The organism is Arthrobacter tecti (assembly GCF_054511355.1).
The window spans coordinates 219,085-245,617 of the sequence record NZ_JBTNCT010000004.1; the positions used below are offsets into that span (position 1 = coordinate 219,085).

Below are 26,533 nucleotides of genomic sequence, written 5' to 3' on the forward strand. Positions count from 1 at the left end.
AAGCGGGTGGCGCAGTGCTTCGCTAACCTTCTCCGGCAGTGGGATCCATCACCGTTCCGAGGAACATCGGCATTCCGGTTTCCTCGTGGAGGATTTGGTAGAGGAAGGGGCGGTCGAAGACGATTTCAACGTCGGATTCGGGCGGGCCGCTCTCCTGCATCGAGATCTGGGTGACTGCCGATGCGACGGTGCCCTTCTCGGCGACAGTGATGTTGGCTGCCTGGGCGGCTCCCTCGACGAACAGATCAGCGCCCATGCCCGTGTAGTCCGGTGTCAGTCCCATCGCTTCGTCGAGCCCCATGCTGATGAGCATCTTCTTGAGGTCGAGGTCGTAGGCGTGGTCCCACGTGGGCAGCGTCAGGTCGACCATCGTCTCGGGAGCTTCGTCGAAAGTAGCATCGACGGCGAGCGCCGCCTGATCCATCGCCGGCGAGCGCCCTTCCTCCGGCAGAACCAGGCGCATCACGAACCCGTTGTTATAGGGCAGATCGATGCCCTGCCAGCCGTCTCCGGCGGCGTACTGGATGGGAAGCGTTGTGTGCATAAGCTCGGCTTGAACCGGACCGCCTCTTGTCGTGAATGTTCCCTCAACCGTGCTGGCCGGATCAAAAGGGTTGGCCCAGGCAGCAGCGAAGTACACCGTATTGATGATGTTGAGGACGGTGTCCTGTGAGGGCTCAATCGGTACCTCCTCGATTCGGCCGCCGGTGTGCTGGTTCACCCAGGAATTCATGACTTCGAGCGCGCTGCTGCTGCCGTAGTCCAACCGGGTATACGCCCGCCCCATAATGCTGGGCGAGTGTCTCCAGAAAACCGTCCGCGAGCTCCAGTTCTTCCGCGACAAACAGTCCGTTCGCCAGATGCAGCAATGGTTCCTCCGGCGGCTCTTCCTCATCAACTGTGCCGGGATCGCCGTCGTGCCCTGCCCATTCCGCGAGCAGGGCGTTCATTGCCGCATCCCGGTGCTCCGCGGGGAAGCCGAGCACGCTGTCCAGCTCGTCCGCCGTCGTCGTTCGCGCCCCGACCCGCAACATGGCCAGCGCGGTCAATGCACTGACCGGGCTGGTGACCTGGTTCACCTCGGGCTTGACCGCGAGCATTTCCGCCCCGAGCCGGTAGGCCGATGATCGCAACGCAGCTACGGCGTCGGGATGATCCTCGAGGCCAACTGCCTGGTCACGCTGTGTGCACGCACCAGCACGGGCGGAACACAATCCGGTCACGATACTGTCCACAGGCGCAGCGCTCTGTGGCCTCGAGCAACAGTGGGCCGCTAGGCTCAACGGTGTGACCAACGAGACTTCCACCACAGACCTGACCGCCGAGGCTCCTACCCGTGCCCAGACGGCCATCGACGCCGTTGCCGACGCCCACACCGACATGCTGCTGCAACTGGACCCGGGCTTCGCCACCACGCTCGGCCTGCCCGGCCATGAAACCGAGTACCGCGACTACTCCCCTGCCGGTCTCGAGGCGTTCGCCGAAGCAACCCGGGAGACTCTTGAGCGGCTCACCGATCTGGAACCCACTGACGACGTCGACGCCGTCACCCTGGACGCGATGCGGGAACGGCTTGGGCTGGAACTTGAGATCCACGCCACCGGCCGCAGCCTTGCGGACCTGAATAACCTGGCATGCCCCGCTCAGGAAATCCGGGCGATCTTCGACCTCATGCCCACGGACACTCCGGAGCAGTGGGGCCACATTGCCGGACGGCTCTGCAATATCCCCGATGCGATCGGGGGGTACATCACCTCGCTGCGGGAAGGGAAGAACCGCGGCATCGTCGCGGCTGCCCGCCAGGTGCGGATTGTCATCGAGCAGACCACTGCCTATGCGGCAGACGGCGGTTACTTCGACGATTTCGTTGCCGGCGCCCGCGCCAAGGACGGCGCCGAGCTTCCCGAGTCGGTGCGCAACGAGCTCACCGCGGGAGGAGAAGCTGCCCGCAATGCGTACCGTCACCTGAGCTCCTTTCTTGAGGAGGAGCTCCTCCCGGAAGCACCTGAGAAGGACGCCGTTGGCCGCGAGCACTATGCACTGATGTCCCGGCTGTTCCTCGGCTCTGCTGTTGACCTTGAGGAGACCTACCGCTGGGGCGTCGAAGAGCTGGACCGCATCATCGCGGAGCAGGAAGCCGTGGCGAACGAGATCAAGGAGGGCGCTTCCATCGAGGAAGCGATCCGGATCCTCGATGAGTCTCCGGAACGCCAACTGCAGGGCACTGAAAACCTTCAAGCGTGGATGCAGGGGTTGTCGGACAAGGCTGTAGCTGAACTCGCAGACGTGCACTTCGACATCCCGGACATCATGCGCCGGCTCGAATGCATGATCGCGCCAACCCAGGAAGGCGGGATCTATTACACCGGCCCCAGCGACGATTTTTCGCGCCCGGGCCGCATGTGGTGGTCAGTCCCCGAGGGCGAGGACTCCTTCACCACCTGGAAGGAAACCACCACCGTCTATCACGAGGGTGTTCCGGGACATCACCTGCAGGTCGCCACCGCCACCTACCAGCGTGGCCTGCTCAACTCCTGGCGCCGCAACGCCGTCTGGGTTTCCGGCCACGGTGAAGGTTGGGCGCTCTATGCGGAACGGCTCATGGAAGAACTCGGATACCTCAGCGATCCGGGAGACCGCCTTGGCATGCTCGACGCCCAGCGCATGAGGGCTGCCCGCGTGGTGTTCGACATCGGCGTGCACCTGGAACTCGAAATCCCGGAGCGCTGGGGTTCAGGCACGTGGACTCCGGATCAGGGCTACGAGTTCCTGAAGAAGAACATCGCCATCAGCGAGGGCCAGTTGAACTTCGAGTTCAACCGCTACCTCGGCTGGCCGGGGCAGGCGCCGTCCTACAAGATCGGACAGCGGCTCTGGGAGCAGATCCGCGACGAGGTGAAGGAACGCGAAGGCGAGAACTTCAATCTCCGCGACTTCCATACCCGCGCGCTGAATCTCGGCTCAGTCGGTTTGGATACGCTGCGCCGGGCACTGCTGAGCTAGCTATTTGGGGGAAGTTTCGTGCAGTTGTGGCGACGTACGACGTCCGGAAGTCGCCGCAGCTGCACAAAACTGTCCTCCGGCTAAAGCTCCGGAAGGATCGATGAGGCCACCACTTCACCGGTTACCCTGCGGATCTCCAGCGCAGAGACGTCCTCACGCATAACCGCCGCGTTCATTCGGCAGGTGACGGTCTGCTCCGATCCGAAGAACGTTCCTGATGTGAGGTCTCGGCCGTCTTCACTCACCAGCACCACTTCGAAGGAATCACCCACTGTAAGACCATCCACTTCGAGCACCGTTTCTGTGCCCCACGTGTGCGCCACCAGCGAAGCGTCGAACGAGGCCCCTTGCTGAACACGGGAAAAATCAACGTCTTCGACGGCGCCAAGCGTTCCAGGGGGACCACCGGGGGGCGCCTGCAACGCATCGTTGATAGCGATTCCTCCCAGCGCCCCGACCACGAGCAGGCTGGCTGCTGCGGCCGTGCTCATCAGTGCAACTCGGCGTCTACGGTGACGGTGGGGCGTTGGTGGCGGCACGTGGTCGCCGTCCATGGTATGGCGCGCGGCAGGAACGCCGTGCCCTTCGCCGGCGCGTTCCGGCTTCTCCGTTGTCGCGGCGAAAACCCTTCCGGCTAGTCCTGGCGGGAGGTCCTGGTCCGTCCAAACGAGTTCTGACCGGTCAAGCCGCTCCGCTACGCCCTGCAGGGCCTGGTACTCGCGCCGCAGACCAGGGTCAGCGGCGCATGCCCGGTCGAACTCACGCCGCTCCGCCTCTGTCAGCTCACCCGCCAGCGCAGCCCCCATCAGCTCCTCGCGGCGCGCTTGTTCATTTGTCATTTGTCCTCCTCCCTCAATACTTCCCGCAATGCCTTAAGGCCGTAAAACATCCGTGTACGTAGCGTTGCCACCGAAATTCCGCTTCGCTCACTCAACTGCTGATAGCTCATACCGTTCAGTTGCACGGCAACGATTACTGCGCGATGCTCCGGGCTCAACTGCGCCAGGCCGCCATAGAGGACAATCCGATCGTCCACCTCTCCCGCCTCGATGAGAGCAGCGGTTTCGCTCTCCATCCGATCGCCCGTTATCGGCGTCGGCCGGCGGGCCCGTGCTTTTAATTCATCGACGACGACGTTGCGCGCTATCGCAAAGAGCCATGACCGCTCCGAACCGCGCTCGGAGCTGTACCTACCACGCGAACGCCACGCCCGAACGAACGTCTCCTGCACACAGTCTTCTGCGACTGAGGCGTCCCGGGTGGTGTTGTATACAAAACCGTAGATCGCCCGGGCGTGTTCGGCGAATGCCTTCTGCGCGTCGAACCCCGCGGTTTGGCTGAGCACGCGGGCCGCCCCTTCCTCGCTCATCGTCCCAAGCATAACTACCGCCCATTCGCGAACAGATCCTCAATAGGGTTACTGCCAAGGACTGCGCCGCGTTCATCGGACGGGCAAAAAAGTCAGGATGAACGAAACGGCCGGGTCATAGGTATTCCCTCGTACGGCGGCACCGGCTCCCGGCGCTGCGTATCGAAAGGGACATCATGCAAACCACCAAGACACGCATCGCGGCTCTCGCAGGAGTCGCCGCAGGGACCGCTCTGCTGGCCGTAACCGGGGCGGCGCCGGCCAACGCCGAGACCGCGGTTGACCGACCCGACAGCTTCACGAGCTATTACACGGTCTACGCAACCCCGGATCAGGTGATCGGCCCGGACGGCGCCCCTGCACCGGGTGAGCCTGGGGCCACCGGCGGTTTCAACTTCATGATCAACTCCGATCTGGAGATCATCTGTTACGAGATCACTCTGAACGGTGTCACACCGCCATATCAAAGCGCAGCAAAGACAGCAACGCACGTTCACGAGACTGCCGCGGGCTCAAACGGACCCCCACGGTTGGCGTTCCCGAATCCTGAGGGCGACGGCGTGCTCACCAGTTCGGGATGCCTCCAGGGTCCCTTCACTACGGGACTTGAAGGGGACGACGGCGCAGATACCGGAGAGGGCTTCTCGCTGAAGGAAATCGAAGCCAATCCCGGTGGCTTCTCCGCCGACACCCATACCTCGGCCTACGTCCCCGGTGCGGTACGCGGCCAATTGGCATCAATGCCGGTGGGAGGGGCTGATACTGGTGCCGCTGTCGTGGCGGATGACGGCGCGGCAAATGCAGCTTCGACCCTTGCCCTTGGCATCCTCGGTGCAGCAGCGCTCGGCACAGTTGTATTCATGCGCTCCCGCAGCCGCCTCGACTGAGGGTGCCACGCTGAAACCTGGCAGCCGCGACACATTTCATGGTCGCGGCTGTCAGGTTTGTCACACGAGATGCTGGAATAAGTTCGCGGTTTCGCGCAAGGACGCCTGTAGCGCGTAGAAGCCCCTTCGCACGAGACTCCCGTGTGCCGTAACATTTCGCAACGGTCACTTTCTTTGCTATATGAGCGGGTCTACGGTTTCTGGGTGACTTCAGAAACCTCCGCTCCCGCGTCCCGCAGGCTGCCCCGCTGGGTGACCTCCTTCGGACCCCAGATCATCGCCGCACTCATCGTGGGCCTTGCACTCGGTCTCCTCGCCAAGTACACCGGCCATACCGAGGACACTCCCAACGGCCTCGGCACCACGCTTGACACCATCGGTTCGAGCTACGTTGCGCTGCTGCGCGCCGCCGTTGTGCCACTCATCTTCACCGCCGTGGTCAGCTCCATCACCAACTTACGCGCCGTCCATAACGCTGCCCGCCTGGCCGGCCAGACGCTGCTCTGGTTCGCGATCACCGCGCTGATCGCCGTCGTAATAGGGATGGGGCTCGGCACCATCTTCCAGCCGGGTGCCAACACCAACGCAACCGGTGAAGATTACACCGGCGGCACAGGTGACTGGTGGGCCTTCCTGCAGGGCTTGATCCCGGCGAATTTCCTCGGCCTTGAGGCTTCCTCGAGCGTCGACGACGCCGGTGCGATCTCTACGGGGCTCAGCTTCAACGTGCTGCAGGTGCTGGTTGTCGCCGTCGCCGTCGGCATCGCTGCCCTCAAGGTGGGCAAGCCCGCCGAGCCGTTCCTGAACTTCAACGCTTCGGCGCTCGCCGTCATCCAGAAGGTGCTGTGGTGGATCATCCGCATCGCTCCGATCGGTACGGTAGGGCTCATCGGTAACGCGGTCGCCGTCTACGGCTGGGACACCATTGGTTCGCTCGGCAAGTTCACCCTCGCCATCTACGTGGGCCTTGCCCTGGTGCTGTTCGCGGTCTACCCGATCCTGATCAAGACCAACGGGCTCTCCGTGAAGCAGTACTTCTCAGGCGCCTGGCCTGCGATCCAGCTTGCGTTCGTCTCCCGGTCCTCGGTCGGCACGCTTCCCCTGACACAGCGCGTCACCGAACGGAACCTCGGCGTCCCCCGCGGCTACGCATCCTTCGCAGTGCCGCTGGGCGCAACCACCAAGATGGACGGCTGCGCAGCGATCTACCCGGCCATCGCCGCAATCTTCGTCGCCCAGTTCTTCGGAATCCAACTCGACTTCGGTCAGTACCTGCTCATTGCGCTGGTTTCGGTTCTCGGCTCCGCGGCCACTGCAGGCACCACGGGCGCCGTCGTCATGCTGACCCTGACCCTGTCCACGCTGGGACTGCCGCTCGCCGGCGTCGGCCTGCTGCTCGCTGTCGACCCGATCCTGGACATGGGCCGTACTGCGGTGAACGTTGCGGGGCAGGCACTCGTCCCGACGATCGTCGCCAAGCGCGAGGGACTCCTGGACACGGAGCTTTACAACGCCAAGCGCACCGGTGATCCGTTCGTGGACGACACCCCGACTACGCAGGACGCACCCGAGCTCGCAGGAGCAAAGACCTGATCTGTTGCACACGGAAGAGGGACCCGGCATCTCATGCCGGGTCCCTCTTCCGTGTGTCACTACAACTAGGCTGGTGCGCATGACTGTTCGGCTCATCCTCGCCTCCGCATCCCCCGCCCGCACCAAACTCCTGGCTGAAGCGGGCATCGCCCATTCGGTGCGGGTCTCGGACGTTGATGAAGACAGGGTCACCGCTGAACACGGAAATCCAAGCCCCTACGACACTGCCCAACTACTTGCCCGCGCGAAAGCCGAAGCCGTCGCAGCCCTCCCGGAAGCCCACGGCGCCCTGGTTCTCGGTTGCGACTCCGTCTTCGAATTCGAGGGGGAAGCACACGGCAAGCCCTACGAGCCAGACGTCGCCCGCGCACGGATCCGGCGGATGTCAGGCTCGCACGGAACCCTGCACACCGGCCATTGGCTGGTGGACACACGGGACGCGAACGACGCCGGATCCGGCACCCGTGTGGGCGCCGTCGCCTCCGCGCAGGTGCACTTCATGGAACTCCAGGACGCCGAGATCGAGGCCTATATCGCCACGGGCGAGCCGCTGAACTGCGCAGGCTCCTTCACCATCGACGGACGTGGCGGGGCCTTCATCCAGAAGGTCGACGGCGACCCGCACGCCGTCGTCGGCCTCAGTGTTTCCACACTGCGCGAGCTGCTCCGAAAGGCCGGAGTGGAGCTCACCTCGCTCTGGAGCTAACCCCACGTTGCAGGCCGCATGGTATTACGGCGGTGCTTCCCAGGACAGGACGGCACCTCCTGCTGCGGCAACGGGACCGCCGGGCACAGCCTTCATCACTGTATTCCGGAAACGGACCGCGAGCTTCCCCTCCAGACCGGCGCCGAACCGTTCGGCCTGATGTGAGCGGCGGGCGATCCGTTGCGTACGGGTTCGTCGCTGGAAATCGAAGTGGCCCAGTGCCTCAGTCAGCGTGGCACCGGTATTGATCGCCCGACCGATGAGCAAGCCTACGCACACGCCGTCTTCCAACGATGTGTTCGCGCCCTGGCCCATGGTGGGCAGCATTGCGTGCGCCGCATCGCCGATCAGCACCGTCCGCCCATTGACATAGGTCTTCAGGGGAGGTGCCAGCGAATAGACGTTGTGGCGCATAAGGCTTCCAAAAGGTGTGCTCCCGATCAGGGCAGGAACCGGTTCTGCCCACTCACGGAAGTGCCCGAGTGCGGCGTCCTTCTCGTCGGCGGACTCCTGGTGTTCGTCCGAGGAGGTGTAGCCGTACCAGTACACCTGCGTTGCGCTGATCCTTACCGCGCCGAACTCCGTGCCCGGCCCCCACCTGATCACGAAGTTGTCCGCCACCAGAGTGGTGTCATCCACGATGCCGCGCCAGGAAGACTTACCGCTGTATCTCGGCAGCGTGCCCGGCGCCAGCTGCCCGCGCAGGGCACTGCGCAGCCCGTCCGCGCCAACCACGAGATCCGCCGTGTGGTTCACCGGGCCATCAACGGTGTCGCATTCCACGAACGCCCGCGCACCATCGGAAAGCCCGGGTGTCACGCTATTCACCCGCACGCCACAAATGAGGCGCGCGCCCTCCGCCGCTTCGAGAAGTATCCGGTGGAGCTCCCTACGATGAATTCCGACCGCCTCCTGGCTGGGAGCACTGGTGCGCCGAACGCGCATCAGCCACTTCCCATGCTGGTCCTTCGTTCCGGCCATACATACCCGATAGCCAAGGCGGCGCGCTGATTCTTCAAGGCCCAGCGCTGCCAGTGCCGACAAGCCGTTCGCGGTGAGGACGAGGCCCGCGCCAACCTCGCTGAAGCGGGACGCCTGCTCCAGCACAGTCACGTTCCAACCCTCACGCAGGAGCGACGCCGCGGCAGACAGGCCCGCGATCCCCCCTCCCACGACAAGAGCAGTTCCAGGATGCGGCATGATTGGTTCCCGTTCGCTTTCGGGATTCCGCTGCTGTGATGCCCGGCTAGGCTGACTGACCGGCCTGCACAAGCCGATCGGTTGGGAGAGGAAGATCGATGGTCTCCGTCAGGTCAACCGATTTGGCGATGGTGCCCGGCATTGCCCGCGCAACCGATATTGAGTCGCGTCGGATCTCGCGGATGAGCACCTTTTCCTGCTGCCCGTCACGTATGAGCCACCAGTCTTCAGTGAACATCCGCAGGCCCAGTTCATCGAGTAGGTTCTCGGCTTCGTCAAGATCCATCGGCTCGGCACGCTGGCGGTGAAGGAGGTCGTACGGCACAAACCGGCCGTCCTGGGTCAGGTTGATATACCCCACATGCTCACCGTCTGATGACCGCAGGTGGTCGAAAGTGTTCTGCGCCGGCAGTGGAGTGACCATGCGACTCACTATAACTGCGCCCCTACCGACGCCGGGCGGACCGCAGCGGAACGCCACCTGACACCCCTTTGTAGCTTCCCTACAAATAATCGGCTGAGAACACGGGGAATCGTCATCGTTTATGGGCAGTTGCGACAAAACCGCGCTAGGCTCCCAACAGACCAAAGGAGCCTTACACCCTATGAGCGAGTCGTTCACGCGCGCGCAGACATCCGCGCCCGCACACGTCACCAAAGTCCTCATCGCCAATCGCGGCGAGATCGCCGTTCGTGTCATCCGGGCGGCCCGGGACGAGGGCATCGCATCGGTAGCGGTCTACGCTGATCCTGATCGCGATGCACTCCACGTGCGGCTCGCTGACGAGGCGTTCGCCCTGGGCGGCAACACCGCCGCCGAGTCCTACCTCCTGATGGATCGGGTACTCGACGCAGCCGTCCGAAGTGGTGCCGACGCCATCCATCCGGGCTACGGCTTCCTCTCCGAGAACGCCGAGTTCGCGCAGAAAGTGATCGACGCCGGACTCACCTGGATCGGCCCATCGCCGTCCGCGATTGCCCAACTCGGTGACAAGGTCCAGGCCAGGCATATCGCCGAAAGAGTAGGCGCTCCCCTGGTTCCCGGGACCAAGGATCCGGTCGAGTCGGTCCAGGAAGTGCTCGACTTCGCGGACCAGCACGGCCTGCCGTTGGCCATCAAGGCGGCCTACGGCGGTGGCGGACGCGGCATCAAGGTGGTCCGCTCGCGCAACGAAATTGCTGAGGCCTACGAGTCCGCCGTCCGCGAAGCAACGGCTGCCTTCGGCCGCGGTGAGTGCTTCGTTGAACGGTTCCTGGATGCACCCCGCCACGTCGAAACCCAGTGCCTCGCAGACGCCCACGGTGACGTCGTCGTCGTTTCCACCCGCGACTGCTCGCTGCAGCGGCGCAACCAGAAGCTGGTCGAAGAGGCGCCTGCGCCTTTCCTCACCGACGAGCAGAACGCACGCCTGTACGAGGCATCGAAGGCGATCCTGAAGGAAGCCGGTTACCAGGGAGCCGGAACGTGCGAGTTCCTGGTCGGCCAGGACGGCACTATCTCCTTCCTCGAGGTGAACACCCGGCTCCAGGTCGAGCACCCGGTGTCCGAAGAGGTCACGGGCATCGACCTGGTCCGCGAACAGTTCCGCCTCGCCCGCGGCGAGGCACTCGGCTACACCGACCCGCAGGTGCGCGGGCATTCCATTGAGTTCCGCATCAACGGCGAGGACGCAGGCCGCAATTTCATGCCTGCACCCGGCACCGTCCAGACGCTCAAGCTTCCGACCGGTCCCGGTGTCCGTGTTGACTCCGGCATCGAGGCGGGCGAGGTGATCGGCGGAAACTTCGACTCCATGCTGGCCAAGCTGATCGTCACCGGTGCAACCCGCGAGCAGGCCCTTGCCCGGTCCCGTCGTGCCCTCGAAGAGATGCTCATCGACGGCATGCCCACGGTCCTACCCTTCCACTCCGCCGTGGTCAGCGACCCCGCCTTCGCTCCGGCCTCCGGCAGCTTCTCGATCCACACCCGCTGGATCGAAACCGAGTTCAACAACACGATTCCTCCATGGGCTCCGTCGGGTATGTCGGACGCCATGCCGGACGACGAAAACCGGCAGCGGGTAACCGTCGAGGTGGGCGGCAAACGGCTGGAGGTCGTGCTGCCCGCGGGGCTGGGAACGGCCAACGGAAAATCCTCCGGAAAACCAAAGAAGGTGGCCCGTTCCCGTGCAGGAGCAGCCTCCGCGGCGAGCGGTGATGAGCTGACCTCTCCCATGCAGGGAACCATCGTGAAGGTCGCCGTCAACGACGGCGACGAGGTCTCGGAGGGCGATCTCATCGTGGTGCTCGAAGCCATGAAGATGGAGCAGCCCCTCACCGCACACAAGTCCGGTACCGTGTCCGGGCTGAGCGCAGCACCGGGCGATACGGTCTCCGCGGGTGCCGTGATCGCCGCGATCAACTAACGCGGCGGCGTTCCTGCGCCCCACCAGTGAAGAACGCGCGTCGCGTGGAAGGTAAGCCACTTGGATGGCTCCCCGGCGGGGACGTCCACCTCGAACCACACCCGGCCGGGATGACGGCGCTCCTGAATCCAGGTACCGTCCGGCCGGCGTGCTGCGCGGATAGCCTCCATGGCGTCTGACATCCGTGAATCCGGTTCTGCGCCCTCGTGCAGGGCAGCTGACCGGAAGTAGTCGGCGGCGTTCAGGGCGCTGTAGAACCAGCGGAAAGGGTACGCGAAGCGGGTGGCCCAGTGCGCCACCTGCTCACCGGTGGAGAGCGTGTACAGCAGGCGGCGCTTGAGCAGGTACTCTTCGCCGGCCTTCCGGGCATCCCGCAATTCGTCGGTACCACCGGTTGCTACCTCGTGGTACAGCAAACCCTTCAGCGAATTCAGCGTCGAGTGGAAGGAGGAACGGGTAGATCCCTCCACCCACTCGCAGTTCCATCCGCCGTCGGCCTGCTGGTGCTCCGGGAACCATCGGGCCAGAACGGAGACATCGGCCCCCAGCCAGGTACCGTTGGCGAGCGTAAAGGCGTTGATACAGGCGTCCACTTCGCCGCTCCAGTACGGCAGGTTGTCATATTCCCAGCGGCTGTTCGCGGCCAGGGAATCAGCAGTTCCCGCCAAAGTGTCGGGATTCAGACCCCAGTCCCGCAAACTGTTCAGGGACCACGTCGTCGCGGTATAGGGCTGGCCCGCTTCCTCGGCTGCCTCGGGTCCTTCGAAGTCGAAGTCTGCGGGGAAGTAGGCGCCTGACGCCCACTGCCCATCCGCGTCCTGCCGGGCGAGCAATTGCGTCCCAAAGCCGTCCGTCGCCACACGCTCACGGGTTTCCCGCCACTCGGATTCCGGTGCTCCGGCGAGGTCCCGCTGCACTCCCCAGCGCAGAGCCGGGTCGGAGTCGAGCAGCCAGTCAAGCAGTGTCCCGTCAGTCTGCATGCTGCAGAGGCTACTCCGGTATGGACGGCCACGACAGCCCTGAGACGCAGGGTCAGCCGTCGCCGCCCCTTCCTCGCCCGCGGCCCCGGCCCTTACCGCCGTCGTCATCGTTATCCTCCTCGACATCCACGCGATCTTCACCGTCCGGGTCCACGGCAGGCTCTATCTCGGCATCCGGCAGCGCCGTGTCCGAGCCGTCCTGGTCTACTCCCCCGTCGCCACCGTTGTCAACAGTTGCACCGTCGGGAACAGCCGGTGCCGGCGGGTCAGGCGTAGGAGCGGGTGCCGGCGAGTCAGGCGTGGGAACGGGCTCGGGCGTCACCGTGCCGGCGGGCGCCGGGGGCGCTGACGGCTCGGGCTCCAGGGGCTGCGCAGGTTGGGCGACGGGACCGGGAGTGCCGACGGGCGCTGGAGCAGCACCCGAATCCGCGAGCACCGCGATCAGTCCGTCAATTCGCTGGAGGATGAGCGCCGCACGCTCCTCACTGATTTTTCCGTTTGCCTCCGCGATCCGCACCCGGTCTGCGAGCGTCCGCGCTGCCGCACTCGCGTCCGCGGTGTCGCCGCGCGCAGCCTGCACCGCAAGCTGCTGGACGTCCACCTGCAGTTCATCCGCAACATCGTCGGAGAGTGCCGGCTGTGAGCATCCGCCCAGCAGGATCGCCGCCGCGACCGCGGCTGCGCACACCCGAAGATAGGTGCTCACGGCTGCACGCTCTCATACAGGTCCTCAAGCAGGTCACCGATGGTGCCCGGTATCGCGGGAAGCAGGGCCGGCAACGGCTGCGCGCTGAGCAGGGAGATGACGACGACGCAGGCAACCGCGAGCGCCGCCAGGAGTACGACGGCGATGACCACCCGGGCCGGCGGTGCCCCTGCACCCGCAAGCGGCCCTGCGAGCGGGCCCCGCGGTGCGCGTTCCGCCGCGGCTGGGGCCGTCTCTCCGGCCGTGCGGGCCCCGGTGTACGACTCGCGCGTTGGCGGCGGCGTCGTCGTCGTGACCGTTCCGGGTGAGCCGACCGGCGGAGCGAGCTCGGGAGGACCGGTGAGGAGTACGGCGGTGAGGGTCGGGGCGTCCCTGGGTGTGGCTGCAGGGTCGAGCGCCTCCAGGGTTCGGACAACGTCGGCGGCGGTCGGTCGTGCGGCGGGATCGTCGAGGGTCATCGCCACGAGCAGTCCGTGCCAAAGCGGACCGAAGGACTCGGGAATGACGGGCGCCCGGCTGATCCGGGCAAGCGCGCTTTCCAGGCCGGTGCCGGGGAAAGCGGGCTCCCCGGTGAGGCACTCAATGAGGACCAGGCCGAGAGCGTAGATGTCGGTCGGGGCGCCAACGGAGTCACCGCGTGCCTGCTCAGGGCTGAAGTATGTCGCGGTTCCGATCAGGCTTCCCGTCGCGGTTACACGACTGCTCTCGAAGAACCGGGCAATGCCGAAGTCGGTGAGCAGATAGCTGAAGTCGCCGTCCGCCACTTCAGTTGAGCGGATCAGCACGTTCGAGGGCTTGATGTCACGGTGCACAATCCGCCGGCCGTGGATGTAGCCGAGAGTGCGGGCGATGTCCCGGCCCGCCGTCGTCGTGCTCTCGGGTGACAGCGGACCCTCGCGGAGCAGCGCGCCGAGGTCGGACCCGCGGATGTACTCCATGACGAGGTAGGACGGGCCGCTTGCTGCGCCTTCAGCGTCCATGTCCAGCACACGCACCAGGCCGGGGTGATGCAGCGCGGCCAGCATGCGGGCTTCGCCCGAACCGCGGGCAACCCCTTCGGCTGAGCCGCGGCGGAACATTTTCACTGCTACGTCGCGGCCGAGCCTCAAGTCCCGGGCGCGATAAACGTCCGCCATCCCCCCGGCGCCGATCACCCGGTCGAGCAGATATCGGCCGCTCGCGAGCGTTTCCTGATTCATTCCATCCGCTTCCACCGAGAAGGATCCTGAAAATGAATTCTTGCCTGCGTTCCCTGCGGAAAACTTGGAAGGAAAGTTTAACGATCATCGACTCTCCCCAAATGGGCCCTTTGGATGCTAATTCAGCGCTGAGAAGCACCATTTATTGAGAGTCGATGCAAAGGAAAGAAAGCGTTAGCCGATGTTGTTGTCGTAGTCGTGGTCGCGGGTTTCGCGGGACAACCACAGAGCGATGAAGGTAAGGACCGCCGCGGCACTCAGGTAGAGGCCGACCATTAGGGTGCTGCCATCGGCCGCCTTCCACAGCGCCAGGGCAACGAACGACGCCGGGGCCGCACCGATCACGCTTGAGAGGTTGTACGCGACCGCTGAGCCCGTGTACCGCACGTTGGCGGGGAACAGCTCGGGCAGGATCGCAGCCATCGGGCCGAAGGTCAGGCCCATCAGGATGAATCCCAGGATCAGCAGGATCATCGCGCCCACAATCCCCGCACCGAAGAGCGGCACCCAAGTCAGCCCGAAGAGCGCGATCCCCACTGTGACCGCCAGCAGCATGCGGCGACGGCCGAACTTCTCAGCCAGCGGCCCCGAAACGATGGTGAAGATACCGAAGAAGACGACGCCGATGATGAGCATCCACAGGAAGGTTCCACGGTCAATCCCCAGGCCCGGGACGAACTTCGCGGCATCCTCGGCCGTGAACGTTCGCCCTGCCGCCTCCGCGGCGGTTCTTGCCTGGTCAACGGTTGCGGCAGTCGTGCCGAAACTCAGGGTGAACGAGGTCATCAGGTAGAACAGCACGTAGGTTGCGAACATGATGAAGGTGCCAAGAAGGAGCGGGCGCCACTGGCGGGTGAACACCGAAGCAAGCGGAAGCTTCACGACCTTGCCCTTATCCAGCACCTGCTGGAAGGAGTGGCTCTCAATGAGCTTGAGCCGCACGTAGAGTCCAACGATCACCAGGACGGCGCTGGCGATGAACGGTACCCGCCAGCCCCATGCCAGGAAGGCTTCGGGAGAGAGTACCTCGTTCAGGAACACGAACAGCAGGTTGGCGATGATGAAGCCGATCGGGGCACCGAGCTGCGGGAAGGTACCGTACACCGCGCGCTTGTTCTTCGGAGCGTTCTCCGTCGCGAGCAATGCAGCACCGCTCCATTCGCCACCGAGGGCAAGTCCCTGCAGGAATCGCAGCAGGACGAGGATAGCAGGCGCCAGGAACGTCCAGCCGGGAACCAGCGCCGTGGGCAGAACGCCAATCAGGAAGGTGGCAATACCCATCGTCAGCAGCGAGGCCACCAGGGTGCCCTTGCGGCCGATGCGGTCCCCGAAGTGGCCGAAGATGATCGAGCCGAGGGGGCGCGCAACGAAAGCGACGCCGAAGATCGCGAATGACTGCAGGAGCGCACTGGTGGGGTCGGAGTTCGGGAAGAACAGTGCAGGGAACACCAGGACCGACGCCGTGGCGTAAATGTAGAAGTCGTAGAACTCGATGGTGGTGCCGATGAGGCTGGCGAAGATGACGCGCCCCCGGGAGTTCAGCGGCTTGGTGTCGCTGGGCTCCACTTTCGATGATGACGATGACATATGTTTCGTGCTTTCTCTGGACGACTGCGGGAATATCCGGCAACCGTGGTATTGCGGATCCTTCATCTCATCACCGGAATCGAAGGGTGAGATAACCCGTCCACATTCTGGACAGACGACGACGCCCCCGTAGCCGAAGCTGCGGGGGCGCCGTCGTCTGCGGGTACCAGCCGTCCTTACTCCTGATTCACAGGGATTCCACCGATATAGATCTCGGAGGCCCCGGCGAAGGCCGAGCCGTTTATCGCGTTGAGCCCGGTCAACCGGACATAACGCGCTTCAGTGGGCACAAGGTCGATTACCTGTGCTGCGGCCGTGTTCTCGAACGTACCGCTGGCTACCGGCGCGGACCAGGTAATCCCGTCGGTCGAGACCAAGATCTCGTAATCGGCGATCCGCCCGTTGGTTTCGGACTGCCGTTGCCGGTACTCGAACCCTGTCACCTCGTACTCGGCCCCGAGGTCGAGGGTGATGTGGTGCGGATAGACCGGCTGGGCGGCTTGCCATTGAGTGTGCCAGAACGAACTTGGGTTGCCGTCAATCGCGTTCGTTGCTGCGGCGTTCTCGCCCGCAATCTCCTGGCTGGAGAAGTCGTGCACGCTCATGGTGGACTGCTCGATCGCGTTCTCCACCGTGGGCCCATCGGGCTTGTTGGCATCCTTGTCTGGATCCTCTGTGACCTCTTCGAAGCCGACCTTGAGGTTCAGAACGTCGCCGCGACCATTCGCCGTGATCGTGGTACCACTAAACGGCGTCTTGACCGATGCCTGCGGGTTAGCAGGGTCCCAGTATGCGTGGCTTCGAAGGTCGGCGAAGGTCGCGATGCCCGGCTGACGGCGCAGAGCAAGACGGCTGTCGCCTTTTCGGAAGTCAATCGGATCGGTGAACTCCCGTCCGAAGGTGGCATCAAATGCCTGGGCGTTTGCGGGCAGATGACTGCCATCGGGCCACGTAAGCGGTGCGGGGCGGGAATCGATCACCATCACCTTGCCGTAACCGGGGTGCTTGGACGTGTCGAACGAGTTGTACTCATTGTTCACATACCAGACGAGCATGCCGTTCTGATACGGGAAGGTTTCCCGCCAGTTCGGACGCTCCGGGTCAGGCGAATAATACGTTCCGAAACGGAGCGTCTCGTCGTAACCGTGATACACCCGGTTCTCCGCCAGGTAGTAGTGGCTGTGACTCTCTGTATTGGTGCCATCGATCTGCTTCCAGCCGTCGGCCGTCCAGCCGTTATCGCCACTTTCCACATCGTCGCTGAAGATGGTCTCGCCGTCGATGATCACGGACAAATCGTCGAGGAAAGAACCGTCCTCTGTCACTGCGCCATCAGTCTGCATCCGGAACCGGAACGTGACTTCCGACCCGAGCCACTTCGTCAGATCCCAGGACATCTCTGTCCAGCCGAAGGTGCCGTCGATCGGCTCCCCAATCTGCTCCCAGGTCTGACCGCCATCGGTGGAGGCTTCAGCGTAAAGGAAGTCCCAGTCAGCCTCGAGGTCATTGAACAGCCAACCTGCGACGGACGCCGAGGAAGTGGCCGAAGTCAGGTCCACGGTGCGGCTGAGCGTGTTGCTGAGGTTATTGCCGGCGCCGCTCCACCACTCGGTTCCGCCCGAGTGCGGACGGTTGTACCTGGTGGTTACCTTCTTGTCCGGCAGGTTCACCAGCAGCGCCTGAGGCAAATTCTCGTGGTCACGGTCAGCCGGCCCGATCTTGAGGTCGGTTTCTTCACCGTGCTCTACCTGCTGGTAGTCCAGCCAGCCCATCTGCAGCTTTTCCCATGCACCCATGCCGACCAGTCCGGTACCTACCGAAGGATCAGTCTCATGGGCTACCCAGACGCCCTGCGCCATAAGGGACCAGTTCTGGTTGCTGTTGCGTCCCCCATACAAGTCAGGCAGGCCGAGGCTGTGCCCGAATTCGTGCGGGTACACCGAGATGCCCAGTTCGGGTGCAATGAAGTAGTCCTCGACCCAGATGCCGGAGTCACCGATTTCGACGCCGCCCAGCTTATTGCCCTCCGGCCCGGTGACGCCGATGTCATCGAAGTTGGCGTGGGAGTACCACGCGCCAAGGGAGTCATTGCCCGCGTACAACTGTGCGAAGTGGTCAATGTACCCGTCAGGCTCGTTGAACACTCCATCGCCGTCGTGGTCATTGTCGTCAATCAGGTCGTACTTGGCCAGGTAGTCGACAATCTCGTCCTTGTCCATCCCGGACGCCTGCTGCTGCTCATACCAGGCCTGCGTACTGTCGTCGATCAGCGCAGCCACGCGGTCATCGCTGTCGAGCTTGGACGATTGGTAGCGCTCGCGATTGTAGGGCACCTGGACCCAATCGGCGACCTCCCCGCCCACACGCAGGCGGCCATTCGAAACCTTGTCGAAGTAGTCGCTCAGCGAGTGGTCCTCACCGAAGAACACTTCCTGGTAGTGCTCCTGGCTGAAGTCCTCCACCCAGTGACTCTTGTTGTTGTCGGTTGGGCTGCCGTCGAAGTCTCGGTCAGGCTTTGGCATCTGGTTATGCAGCGGGCCCGGCTGACCGCCCGCTTGTGGGTGGATTTCGTCGCCGAACTCGGCCGGGATGACGAACAAGTTTTCCGTGCGCTTCTCGGGATAGCGGACGTAGCTATCTTTTGAGTCCTGGTCCGCTCGCTTACGCTGGATCCCGGCGCCGGCGTCGCCCGGGACTTTGATCACCCGTTCGCCGCCGCGGATCTCCGTAGTGGCCTCGCCGTTGATGAGCTTGTCGACAGCCTCCTCACGAACCTCCCGCTGTTTGCGGTCCAGTTTGCCGGCTTTGTCATCGGACCCATGGGCGTGCCCGTGCGGCTCCTGCCCGTGCTGTCCGTGCTGTTCGAGTTTCTGCAATTCATCCGGCGATGGCGGTTGTGCCATGCCCGGTACGGCTAGCCCACTGAGGGCCAGAGCTGCCGCTACGCCTATGAGGGCGCCTCTGCGGAAAGGTATCTCCATTGAATTCTCCCTGGGTCGCGTCTACACGTGTAGATTTAATGTGACGTGTGACATACCAGTTCAGCCTAGCTGAGGCTTGCGCGCTCTCGCCAGAGGGCAGCAACCAATCACGTCACATTTCTGCCCAACTGCTGCCTCGGCGCCTTCTACTCACCGCGTCCATACCGCGGATAGGCGGATGTCACACCGCGTTTACATACCGGGACCTGACGCGAAACGCGTCCTCCATATCGTGGCCGTACTGCTCCTTGAATGAAAGGTCCGCCATGAGCGTTGAACGCGCAGTCACAGCCGCTGAAACAACTATTGCGCACCGTCCCGGCCGGTGGATCGATAACTGGAACCCTGAGGACCGCGATCAGTGGGAGTCCGGCGGCCGAAACATCGCCCGCCGTAACCTCCGCTGGTCCATCGCCTGCGAATTCCTCGGCTTTGTTGTCTGGCAACTGTGGTCCATTGCCGTGATTTACCTGCCTGCAGCCGGCTTCACACTCTCCAGCGCCGAGATCTTCTGGCTCATTTCGATGCCCAGCCTGGTCGGCGCCACGCTCCGCATCCCGTACACCTTCATGGTTCCGAGGTTCGGTGGGCGGAACTGGACCATCATCTCGGCGCTTCTGCTCCTGATTCCGGCGATCGGCCTGGCCGTTTGCGTCAGCAACCCGGACACGCCGTTCGGGGTACTGCTCGGCGTCGCGGCGCTTGCCGGGTTCGGCGGCGGCAACTTCGCCAGCTCGATGGCGAACATCACCTTCTTCTACCCCGCCCGCGAGAAGGGCTGGGCGCTGGGACTGAACGCCGCCGGCGGAAACCTCGGCGCCGCCGTCGCGCAGTTGATTGTTCCGCTGGTCATCGCGGCGGGCGCCGCTGCGACGCTCAACCTTCCCCTCGCGGGCTGGATCTGGGTTCCGCTGATCCTTGTCGCTGCTTTCGGCGCCTGGAAGTACATGGACAACATTTCCAGTGCGAAGTCGGACCTCGCCGGCTCCATCGCCGCCCTGCGCGAGCCGCACCTATGGGTCATGGCGTTCCTCTACATCGGAACCTTCGGCTCGTTCATCGGCTTTTCCGGTGTCTTCCCGAAACTGATCCTCGATTCCTTTCCGGCCTTCTCAACATTCGCCATCGGGCCGGCAGCCCTGTCGCTCGCGTTCCTCGGCCCGCTGGTGGGCTCCCTGGCCCGCCCCTACGGTGGCCGCCTCGCCGACCGCTGGGGCGGAGCACGGATCACTGTCTGCGCGTTCGCTGTCATGGCACTGGCTGCCTTGACCGTAATCTGGACCCTTCCTGCGTCGAACTTCTGGCTCTTCCTGACCCTGTTCCTCGTGCTCTTTGCGGCGGCCGGCGCCGGAAACGGCGCCACGTACCGGATGATCCCCATCATCTTCGCTCTGCGGGGCCGAAACGATGACGGGATGAGTACCGGACGTAAGGCGGCCGCGGCCCTCGGGCTGATCTCGGCGATCGGAGCCTACGGCGGATTCGTCATCCCCCAGGTGCTGAACGCTTCGAAGGGCGCGACCGGCTCATACGACGCCGCGTTCTACGGTTTCGTCACCGCCTACGCACTCATGCTTGCAGTCACCTGGTTCTTCTACCTCCGCCGCAGCACCTCCGGCCAGGTGGGCAGCGTCTGATGAGCGGTCCCGCTGGCACGACTGACACTCACTGCCCGTACTGCGCGCTGCAGTGCGCCATGACGCTGACCTCCACGGGTCCGCACTCCGTTGGCGTCAGCGGCCGGGACTTTCCCACCAACAAGGGCGGGCTGTGCCGTAAAGGCTGGACGTCCACAGAGCTGCTTCGACACCCGGACCGACTGCAGACGCCGCTATTGAAGGACGACGACGGCGTCCACCGCCCGGTGAGCTGGGAACAAGCACTCCGGCTCATCCGGGACACAGTGCGGAAAGTCCGCGCACAATATGGAGCAGACGCAATCGGCGTCTTCGGCGGCGGGGGGTTGACCAATGAGAAGGCGTACCAGTTGGGGAAATTCGCGCGGCTGGCCCTTGGCACCTCCCGCATCGATTACAACGGACGGTTTTGCATGTCCTCTGCCGCCGCCGCGGCGAACCGTGCTTTCGGACTGGACCGCGGGCTCCCCTTTCCGCTGGCAGATCTGGGGTCGGCGCGAACCATCCTGATGCTCGGGTCGAACACGGCCGACACCATGCCGCCGTTCGTCCAGCATCTCCAGGGTGCCCGGGATGCGGGCGGACTCATGGTCGTCGACCCCCGCCGATCAGCGACCGCCCGGCTCACCGCCGGCGGCCAGGGTGTACACCTCCAGCCCGCGCCGAAGACGGACCTTGCGCTCCTGCTGGGCATTACGCATGTGGTGATCACGGAGGGCCTGGTTAACCGGCCCTACATCGCCGGCCGAACCCGCGGCTACGAGGCCATCACGCGGAGTGTGGCCGCCTGGTGGCCCGAGCGGGTCCAGGCCGTCACCGGCGTCCCGGCGGAGACCATCCGGAAGACCGCGCACCGGCTCGCCCAGCCCGGCGGGACGTACATCCTCACCGGCCGCGGCGTGGAACAGCACGCCAACGGGACGGACACGGCTACCGCGGCCATCAACCTCGCACTCCTGCTGGGTCTGCCCGGAACTCCCGGGAGCGGCTACGGCACGCTGACTGGCCAGGGAAACGGTCAAGGCGGCCGCGAACACGGGCAGAAGGCCGACCAGTTGCCCGGATACCGGAAGATCACCGATCCCGCCGCGAGGAAGCACATGGCCGAAGTCTGGGGAGTGCCCGAGGAGGCAATTCCCGGGCCCGGGCTTCCCGCCGTCGAACTTCTCGCCTCGCTCGGCAAACCCGGAGGAGTGCACTGCCTGTTCGTCCATGGCGCGAACGTTGCGGTCTCGGCTCCAAACGCCGCCACTGTGCTCGATGGCCTGCGCAGTCTGGACTTCCTGGTGGTCTGCGACTTCTTCCTCTCCGAAACCGCCGCCGAGGCTGACCTCGTCCTTCCGGTCCTGCAGTGGGCAGAGGAGGAGGGCACCATGACCAATCTCGAGGGACGTGTCCTCCGGCGTCGGCGGGCTCTGGCACCGCCTGCCGACGCGCGCAGCGAATTGTGGATCATGTCCCGGCTGGCCGAGCTGCTGGAGGCGCCGTCGTCGTTCAGCGAGGACCCCGAAACCGTGTTCACCGAGTTACGCGCCGCGAGCGCCGGTGGCCTCGCTGACTATTCCGGCGTGGACTACACCATGCTCGACGACGGCGAGCCCGCCTACTGGCCCTATCCGACCGGAAGCAAAGGCACCCCCCGGTTGTTCCTTGACCGTTTCGCCCACCCCGATGGACGGGCTGTGCTGCACCCTGTGGCGCCGGCTTCGGTTCCCGGTGTTGCTCCCCACGGAACGCTGACGCTTGCGACAGGGCGGCTGCTGGAACACTACCAGTCAGGCACGCAGACCCGCCGGGTCGGTGACCTCCTGGCCACGAGCGACAGCCAGGTGATCCAGATTCACCCGGTCACCGCCGCCGGGCTGGGCATCACGGACAACGCCGAGGTGGAAATCGGCAACGGCCGCGGCACTGTCACGGCACGCGCACAACTGACGACGACGGTCCGGCAGGACACGGTCTTCCTATCCTTCCACTTTCCAGGTGCGGGAAACGCGAACCTGCTCACCTCCGATGAGACGGATCCGGTCTCCGGAATGCCCGAATTCAAGACAACCCGAGTGACCGTGCGGGCGCGCCGTTCGGCAGGGACGGAGGCTGTGGCCGTATGAGAGAACGCATTGTTGTGGTGGGATTCGGCCCCGTTGCGGCACGGTTCATCGAGTTGATCGATCCGATGCTTGCTTCCGGCGCGGCACACCTCACTGTGATCGGAGCCGAGCCCGAGCCGGCGTACAACCGCGTCCTGGTTGCCGACGTCGGTGTTGGCCGGACCTCCCCCGAAACGATCTCGCTCAGCGACCCTGCGCGGCTCGCCACCGTGGGCGCTGACGTTCTACTGGACCGGAGCGTGCGCCGGATCGACCGGGCGCGGCGGCAGCTCCAGCTTTCCGACGGGACCGTCCGGGCACATGACCGGCTGGTCCTGGCCACCGGCGCGCGTCCGGTCATCCCCTATCTCGCCGGGCTGAACCCGGACCCGCTGCATCCCTCCCTTCCCCCGGGAGTCACTGCATTACGCGACCTCGCAGACGCGCGCGCCCTGCGTGCAGTGGTTCAGCGGCGGGGCGACGTGGTGATCCTCGGCGGCGGTATCCTCGGGCTGGAAGCCGCACTCGCGGCGGCCGAGGAAGGCGCGCGGGTTTCAGTGGTGCACCACGGCGATCACCCGCTGGCTCGCAACATTGACGACGACGGCGGCCGCGTCCTCGCTGCCGCGCTCCGGCGGCAGGGCGTCCGGCTGGTCTCCGGGGCCAAAGCCGTGGGCCTGGAACACGACGACACCGGGAAGTTCACGGCCCTCCGCCTTGATGACGGCCGGTTCGTCTCGGGCGATCTGCTGGTGTTGTCATGCGGCGTGCGGCCCCGCACTGAGCTGGCCGACGGCGCCGGGCTGCCTTTTAGTAGCGGGATCCTCGTTGATCATTCCCTCACGGTCCACCACGACGAGTTCATCCACGCGATCGGCGACTGCGCCGAGGTGAGCTGCCCTGACCCGGACTGCGCTGACTGTGCCGGCGATACCGCTCCCTCGGGACTGATCGGGCCGGGCTGGAAGCAGGCTGAGTGGCTCGCGGACGCCCTGACCCGGCGATTGGCACCAACAGGCGTGGCGGCTGGTGTGGCGTCCGGCACGCCTTTCGGCGCGACTTCTGGCGCGGATGGGCCGCCGCCGTCGTCGTACCGTGAAGCGGCGCTGCCCCCGGTCGTGATGCTGAAAGCCCGCGGGTTGGACGCGGTAGTGGCAGGCGATGTGAGCGCGAACCTGTGGTCCGGGCACGATGACGGCACCGCGGTTGCGCTCTGGGCCGATCCGCAGCACGGCCGGTACGCGAAGATGGTGACGCGCAACGGGGTGCTCAGCGGGCTGGTGTGCATCGGGATGCCGAGGACGGGCGCCGAACTGGTGCTGCTCTTCGAGAGCGGTTCGGTGTTGCCTGAGGACCGGTCGAGCCTGCTCCGCCTGGATGGGGCGGAGGAGCAGGCATCTTCGTCGTCGTCCAACCGCGATCCGTCAGCCACCGTCTGCCGGTGCGCAGGGGTGAGCCGGGGAAGTATCGAGCAGGCCGCCGTCGTCGGCTGTTCAACGGTTGAGGAGGTGTCGGCGTCGACGCGGGCGGGGACGGGCTGCGGCGGGTGCCACACGGACATCCGCGGGATCATCGAGGAGCACTTCCAAACCATCGAGTTGGCAGGACACACCCCGTTTGGAGACGCATAACCGGCGTGTCCTGCCATCTCGATGGGGTCTGTGGATAACCCAAGTACCGGTTGAGCCTGTGCACCCATAATCAAGGTCATGCGATCGCCTCACCCCCTCCCGGAACCTCTCGAATCGTTTCCATTTACTGTGACGGAATCCGATCAGCTCGGAATCAACCGCAAGCGAATTTACAGTGCTCGCTTCGTGTCTTCCAGCCAGGGAATCAGGGTTGCGGCCTTCCACCAGGGGCACATGGCGCAACTTCTGCGTGCCTACACCCGCGTGACGGAGCACTCGGCTGCATCCCATCAAACAGCCGGCGCGGTCCTGGGCTTACCTCATTACAGCTGTGAAGGAGAACAGAGCATGTTCCATTTATCCCGTCCCGCAGGCAAGGCCACTCCCCGTCGGACAAAGGTCATCGGCCACACCAGCAGGCTGTACCCCGATGAAATAACCGAGATAGACGGCATCAGGCTCACCACTCGAGAGCGCACATGGTTGGACCTTGCCGAGATGCTGAACGTAGATGAGCTTGTGGTCATAGCGGACCAGCTCATTCGTGTTCCCCGCGAACGATTCGAGGGCCGGTCGGAACCGTATTGCAGCAAGGATGACCTGCAGCGGATGATCGACCGCCACCCCGGCAAGCGCGGAATCCGTAAGGCACGGCAAGCGCTCGACCTTGCGCGGGTAGGATCTGACTCGCCTCCGGAAACAATGCTCCGTCTGGCACTGGTTCATGCAGGTCTTCCTGAACCCTGTGTGAACCTGCGCGTCGTCGACGAGTACGGCGTCGAACACCATCAGCCCGATCTCTCATATCCCGAACTCAAGATTGGAATTGAGTACGACGGCTCAGGGCACGCCGAGCAAGGACAGGTGGACCGTGACATCAGCCGAGCTGAGAAGGCGAAAGCGATCGAGTGGACCGAAGTGCGCATCTCGAACCGGCATATGGCGAACGAAGCCAAAGCAGCGGTTGCAAAAGTCCGGTCGGCGATGGTTGCAAGAGGCTGGCGACCGAAATCCTGATCGAGTTGGCAGGACACACCCCTTTTGGAGACGCATAACCGGCGTGTCCTGCCAACTCGATGCGGGTTAGCGGAAACCCGGTTAGTGGATGTGCAGCCGCCGCGCCGCTTCCGAGATCGACCCGGTCAGCGACGGGTACACGGTGAACGTGTTCGCGACGTCGTCCACATGGAGCTTCTTGGTGACGGCGAGCGCGAGCGGGAAGATCAGTTCGGAAGCACGCGGGGCAACAACGACGCCGCCGATCACCGTGCCCGATCCCTTGCGGGCAATGATCTTCACGAACCCGTCCTTGACGTTCATCATCTTCGCGCGCGGATTGGTGCTGAGCGAGAGCTTGAAGACGTCGCCCTGGTAGCGGCCGGACTCGACATCGGCTTCCGAGACCCCAACGGAAGCGATCTCGGGTGCCGTGAAGATGTTGGACGCCACCTGCTTCAGCTTCAACGGCGTGACGCTGTCTCCCATCAGGTGGGCCATGGCGATCCGGCCCTGCATGGCGGACACCGAGGCAAGGGCAAGGACGCCGGTGCAGTCACCGGCAGCATAGACGTTGGGGGCGGTGGTACGGGAAACACCGTCCACTTTGATGTGCCCCGATTCGGTGAGCGCAACACCGGCTTCCTCGAGCCCGATCCCCGCCGTGTTCGGGATGGAGCCGACGGCCACCAGGCAATGGCTTCCGTCAACGGTGCGGCCGTCGGAAAGGGTGACCCTCACGCCGTCGTCGGTCCGGGCTACACCCTCTGCACGTGACTTGGACAGCACGCTCATGCCGCGCTCGCGGAAGACATTCTCGAGGACCTCAGCGGCGTCGGCGTCCTCACCGGGCAACACGCGGTCGCGGCTGGAGACCAGGGTGACTTCCGCTCCGAGGCCGTGGTACGCGGAAGCGAATTCGGCGCCCGTCACCCCCGATCCGATGACGATCAGATGCTCAGGCACTTCGGTCAGGTTGTAGACCTGTTTCCAGTTGAAGATCCGCTCACCGTCCGGCGCCGCCGTCGGAAGTTCGCGCGGGTGGGCTCCAACGGAGAGCAGGATGGCGTCGGCCTCAACGGTTGTGGTCCCGGATTCCGTTTCCACTTCAAGCCGGTGGTTATCGAGCAGCTTGCCTGTACCGATCAGGACGGTGACTCCCGCACCCTCCAGAGCCGCGGTGATATCCCGGGACTGGTTGGCCGCGAGGTCGAGCAGCCGTTGGTTCACCTGCCCCAGATCCGCGTAGGCCGCAGTCGAATCAGCGAACTTCACTCCAAGGTTGTGTGCGTTGGCGACGCGGGCCATGGTGTCGGCCGTGGCGATGAGCGTCTTTGAAGGAACAACGTCCGTCAGCACAGCGGAGCCACCCAGTCCGTTCTGCTCAACAATAGTGACTTTCGCTCCAAGCGAGGCAGCAACCATGGCCGCTTCGTAGCCACCGGGTCCACCCCCGAGAATTGCGATCCGCAGGGCGCTGAAATCCAGTTGACTCGTCACACTTGCCATTCTGTCCTATCCCCCACCACCGCTCAAACGGCGTGGACCGCAAATAACAGGTGG

At 64.4% G+C, this 26,533-nt stretch carries 21 protein-coding genes; 9 read left to right on the plus strand and 12 right to left on the minus strand.

All coding sequences use genetic code 11. From position 1 onward, the window contains the following. Window positions 1–22: 22 nt before the first annotated feature. Window positions 23–721 carry a serpin family protein gene (locus tag ACX80C_RS07400; RefSeq protein ID WP_459325751.1) on the minus strand — a complete coding sequence of 233 codons (699 nt, stop codon included), beginning with the start codon at window positions 719–721 and terminating at the stop codon, window positions 23–25. Continuing rightward, window positions 678–1,223, minus strand: coding sequence for a serpin family protein (locus ACX80C_RS07405; protein WP_459325752.1), 546 nt, complete (start codon window positions 1,221–1,223; stop codon window positions 678–680). Before ACX80C_RS07405 ends, ACX80C_RS07400 begins: the two co-directional genes overlap by 44 nt. Before the next feature lie 64 nt (window positions 1,224–1,287). Here ACX80C_RS07405 and ACX80C_RS07410 point away from each other — a divergent pair, with 64 nt between their 5' ends. After that, a complete protein-coding gene (locus tag ACX80C_RS07410) occupies window positions 1,288–3,003 on the plus strand; it encodes a DUF885 domain-containing protein (protein WP_459325754.1) in 1,716 nt (571 codons plus the stop codon). Window positions 3,004–3,083: 80 nt separating this feature from the next. On the opposite strand, the gene ACX80C_RS07415 is transcribed toward ACX80C_RS07410, so the two are convergent. Both ACX80C_RS07415 and ACX80C_RS07420 read right to left on the minus strand, forming a co-directional pair. Beyond that, window positions 3,084–3,842 (minus strand): anti-sigma factor family protein, encoded by a 759-nt coding sequence (locus tag ACX80C_RS07415; protein ID WP_459325756.1) that lies wholly within the window; start codon window positions 3,840–3,842, stop codon window positions 3,084–3,086. Beyond that, window positions 3,839–4,372 (minus strand): sigma-70 family RNA polymerase sigma factor, encoded by a 534-nt coding sequence (locus ACX80C_RS07420; protein ID WP_459325757.1) that lies wholly within the window; start codon window positions 4,370–4,372, stop codon window positions 3,839–3,841. The genes ACX80C_RS07415 and ACX80C_RS07420 overlap by 4 nt, the downstream gene beginning before the upstream one ends. 176 nt (window positions 4,373–4,548) lie before the next feature. Here ACX80C_RS07420 and ACX80C_RS07425 point away from each other — a divergent pair, with 176 nt between their 5' ends. The 3 genes from ACX80C_RS07425 (at window position 4,549) to ACX80C_RS07435 (ending at window position 7,558) form a co-directional block, all read left to right on the plus strand. Continuing rightward, window positions 4,549–5,259 (plus strand): CHRD domain-containing protein, encoded by a 711-nt coding sequence (locus ACX80C_RS07425; protein WP_459325759.1) that lies wholly within the window; start codon window positions 4,549–4,551, stop codon window positions 5,257–5,259. Between the two features lie 204 nt (window positions 5,260–5,463). Continuing rightward, complete coding sequence (locus tag ACX80C_RS07430; RefSeq protein ID WP_459325760.1) at window positions 5,464–6,852, plus strand: dicarboxylate/amino acid:cation symporter; 1,389 nt, start codon at window positions 5,464–5,466, stop codon at window positions 6,850–6,852. Between the two features lie 79 nt (window positions 6,853–6,931). Next, window positions 6,932–7,558 carry a Maf family protein gene (locus ACX80C_RS07435; RefSeq protein ID WP_459325762.1) on the plus strand — a complete coding sequence of 209 codons (627 nt, stop codon included), beginning with the start codon at window positions 6,932–6,934 and terminating at the stop codon, window positions 7,556–7,558. Between the two features lie 24 nt (window positions 7,559–7,582). Here ACX80C_RS07435 and ACX80C_RS07440 read toward each other — a convergent pair whose 3' ends face one another. Both ACX80C_RS07440 and ACX80C_RS07445 read right to left on the minus strand, forming a co-directional pair. Then, entirely contained in the window at window positions 7,583–8,758 is a 1,176-nt protein-coding gene (locus ACX80C_RS07440; RefSeq protein WP_459325763.1) for an FAD-dependent oxidoreductase, read from the minus strand. Between the two features lie 46 nt (window positions 8,759–8,804). Then, window positions 8,805–9,182, minus strand: coding sequence for a serine/threonine protein phosphatase (locus ACX80C_RS07445; RefSeq protein ID WP_459325765.1), 378 nt, complete (start codon window positions 9,180–9,182; stop codon window positions 8,805–8,807). A 181-nt stretch (window positions 9,183–9,363) separates the two neighbouring features. On the opposite strand from ACX80C_RS07445, the gene ACX80C_RS07450 reads away from it, so the two are divergent. After that, window positions 9,364–11,163: an acetyl/propionyl/methylcrotonyl-CoA carboxylase subunit alpha gene (locus ACX80C_RS07450; RefSeq protein ID WP_459325767.1), complete on the plus strand. Its 1,800-nt coding sequence runs from the start codon at window positions 9,364–9,366 to the stop codon at window positions 11,161–11,163. On the opposite strand, the gene ACX80C_RS07455 is transcribed toward ACX80C_RS07450, so the two are convergent. The 5 genes from ACX80C_RS07455 to ACX80C_RS07475 all read right to left on the minus strand — a co-directional run bounded on the left by ACX80C_RS07455 (window position 11,160) and on the right by ACX80C_RS07475 (window position 18,616). Next, a complete protein-coding gene (locus ACX80C_RS07455) occupies window positions 11,160–12,143 on the minus strand; it encodes a squalene cyclase (protein ID WP_459325769.1) in 984 nt (327 codons plus the stop codon). The genes ACX80C_RS07450 and ACX80C_RS07455 overlap by 4 nt on opposite strands. Window positions 12,144–12,195: 52 nt before the next feature. Continuing rightward, the gene (locus ACX80C_RS07460; RefSeq protein WP_459325770.1) at window positions 12,196–12,849 is read right to left on the minus strand and encodes a hypothetical protein; all 654 of its coding nucleotides are present in this window, start codon (window positions 12,847–12,849) and stop codon (window positions 12,196–12,198) included. Beyond that, complete coding sequence (locus ACX80C_RS07465) at window positions 12,846–14,048, minus strand: serine/threonine-protein kinase (protein ID WP_459325771.1); 1,203 nt, start codon at window positions 14,046–14,048, stop codon at window positions 12,846–12,848. Before ACX80C_RS07465 ends, ACX80C_RS07460 begins: the two co-directional genes overlap by 4 nt. A gap of 174 nt (window positions 14,049–14,222) precedes the next feature. Further along, on the minus strand, window positions 14,223–15,635 hold the full coding sequence (locus ACX80C_RS07470) for an MFS transporter (RefSeq protein ID WP_459325773.1): 1,413 nt from the start codon (window positions 15,633–15,635) through the stop codon (window positions 14,223–14,225). Between the two features lie 176 nt (window positions 15,636–15,811). Continuing rightward, window positions 15,812–18,616: a M6 family metalloprotease domain-containing protein gene (locus tag ACX80C_RS07475; RefSeq protein WP_459325775.1), complete on the minus strand. Its 2,805-nt coding sequence runs from the start codon at window positions 18,614–18,616 to the stop codon at window positions 15,812–15,814. Between the two features lie 266 nt (window positions 18,617–18,882). Between ACX80C_RS07475 and ACX80C_RS07480 the strand changes: the two genes are divergently transcribed. From ACX80C_RS07480 to ACX80C_RS07495, 4 genes are all read left to right on the plus strand, one after another. Next, a complete protein-coding gene (locus ACX80C_RS07480; RefSeq protein WP_459325777.1) occupies window positions 18,883–20,253 on the plus strand; it encodes an MFS transporter in 1,371 nt (456 codons plus the stop codon). Beyond that, window positions 20,253–22,364, plus strand: a complete 2,112-nt coding sequence (locus ACX80C_RS07485; protein WP_459325779.1) for a molybdopterin oxidoreductase family protein — start codon at window positions 20,253–20,255, stop codon at window positions 22,362–22,364. Before ACX80C_RS07480 ends, ACX80C_RS07485 begins: the two co-directional genes overlap by 1 nt. After that, window positions 22,361–23,974, plus strand: coding sequence for an FAD-dependent oxidoreductase (locus ACX80C_RS07490; protein ID WP_459325780.1), 1,614 nt, complete (start codon window positions 22,361–22,363; stop codon window positions 23,972–23,974). The genes ACX80C_RS07485 and ACX80C_RS07490 overlap by 4 nt, the downstream gene beginning before the upstream one ends. Before the next feature lie 186 nt (window positions 23,975–24,160). Continuing rightward, complete coding sequence (locus tag ACX80C_RS07495; RefSeq protein WP_459325782.1) at window positions 24,161–24,991, plus strand: hypothetical protein; 831 nt, start codon at window positions 24,161–24,163, stop codon at window positions 24,989–24,991. 81 nt (window positions 24,992–25,072) lie between these two features. Here ACX80C_RS07495 and ACX80C_RS07500 read toward each other — a convergent pair whose 3' ends face one another. After that, window positions 25,073–26,470 (minus strand): NAD(P)H-quinone dehydrogenase, encoded by a 1,398-nt coding sequence (locus ACX80C_RS07500; RefSeq protein ID WP_459325784.1) that lies wholly within the window; start codon window positions 26,468–26,470, stop codon window positions 25,073–25,075. Window positions 26,471–26,533 lie beyond the last annotated feature (63 nt).

What these genes read in the sequence shown, in the direction of transcription:
- ACX80C_RS07415 (WP_459325756.1), bottom strand. Translation starts at nt 3,842, where the DNA reads ATGACAAATGAACAAGCGCGCCGCGAGGAGCTGATGGGGGCTGCGCTG.
- ACX80C_RS07420 (WP_459325757.1), bottom strand. Translation starts at nt 4,372, where the DNA reads ATGAGCGAGGAAGGGGCGGCCCGCGTGCTCAGCCAAACCGCGGGGTTC.
- ACX80C_RS07425 (WP_459325759.1), top strand. Translation starts at nt 4,549, where the DNA reads ATGCAAACCACCAAGACACGCATCGCGGCTCTCGCAGGAGTCGCCGCA.
- ACX80C_RS07435 (WP_459325762.1), top strand. Translation starts at nt 6,932, where the DNA reads ATGACTGTTCGGCTCATCCTCGCCTCCGCATCCCCCGCCCGCACCAAA.
- ACX80C_RS07440 (WP_459325763.1), bottom strand. Translation starts at nt 8,758, where the DNA reads ATGCCGCATCCTGGAACTGCTCTTGTCGTGGGAGGGGGGATCGCGGGC.
- ACX80C_RS07445 (WP_459325765.1), bottom strand. Translation starts at nt 9,182, where the DNA reads ATGGTCACTCCACTGCCGGCGCAGAACACTTTCGACCACCTGCGGTCA.
- ACX80C_RS07450 (WP_459325767.1), top strand. Translation starts at nt 9,364, where the DNA reads ATGAGCGAGTCGTTCACGCGCGCGCAGACATCCGCGCCCGCACACGTC.
- ACX80C_RS07455 (WP_459325769.1), bottom strand. Translation starts at nt 12,143, where the DNA reads ATGCAGACTGACGGGACACTGCTTGACTGGCTGCTCGACTCCGACCCG.
- ACX80C_RS07465 (WP_459325771.1), bottom strand. Translation starts at nt 14,048, where the DNA reads ATGAATCAGGAAACGCTCGCGAGCGGCCGATATCTGCTCGACCGGGTG.
- ACX80C_RS07470 (WP_459325773.1), bottom strand. Translation starts at nt 15,635, where the DNA reads ATGTCATCGTCATCATCGAAAGTGGAGCCCAGCGACACCAAGCCGCTG.
- ACX80C_RS07475 (WP_459325775.1), bottom strand. Translation starts at nt 18,616, where the DNA reads ATGGAGATACCTTTCCGCAGAGGCGCCCTCATAGGCGTAGCGGCAGCT.
- ACX80C_RS07480 (WP_459325777.1), top strand. Translation starts at nt 18,883, where the DNA reads ATGAGCGTTGAACGCGCAGTCACAGCCGCTGAAACAACTATTGCGCAC.
- ACX80C_RS07485 (WP_459325779.1), top strand. Translation starts at nt 20,253, where the DNA reads ATGAGCGGTCCCGCTGGCACGACTGACACTCACTGCCCGTACTGCGCG.
- ACX80C_RS07490 (WP_459325780.1), top strand. Translation starts at nt 22,361, where the DNA reads ATGAGAGAACGCATTGTTGTGGTGGGATTCGGCCCCGTTGCGGCACGG.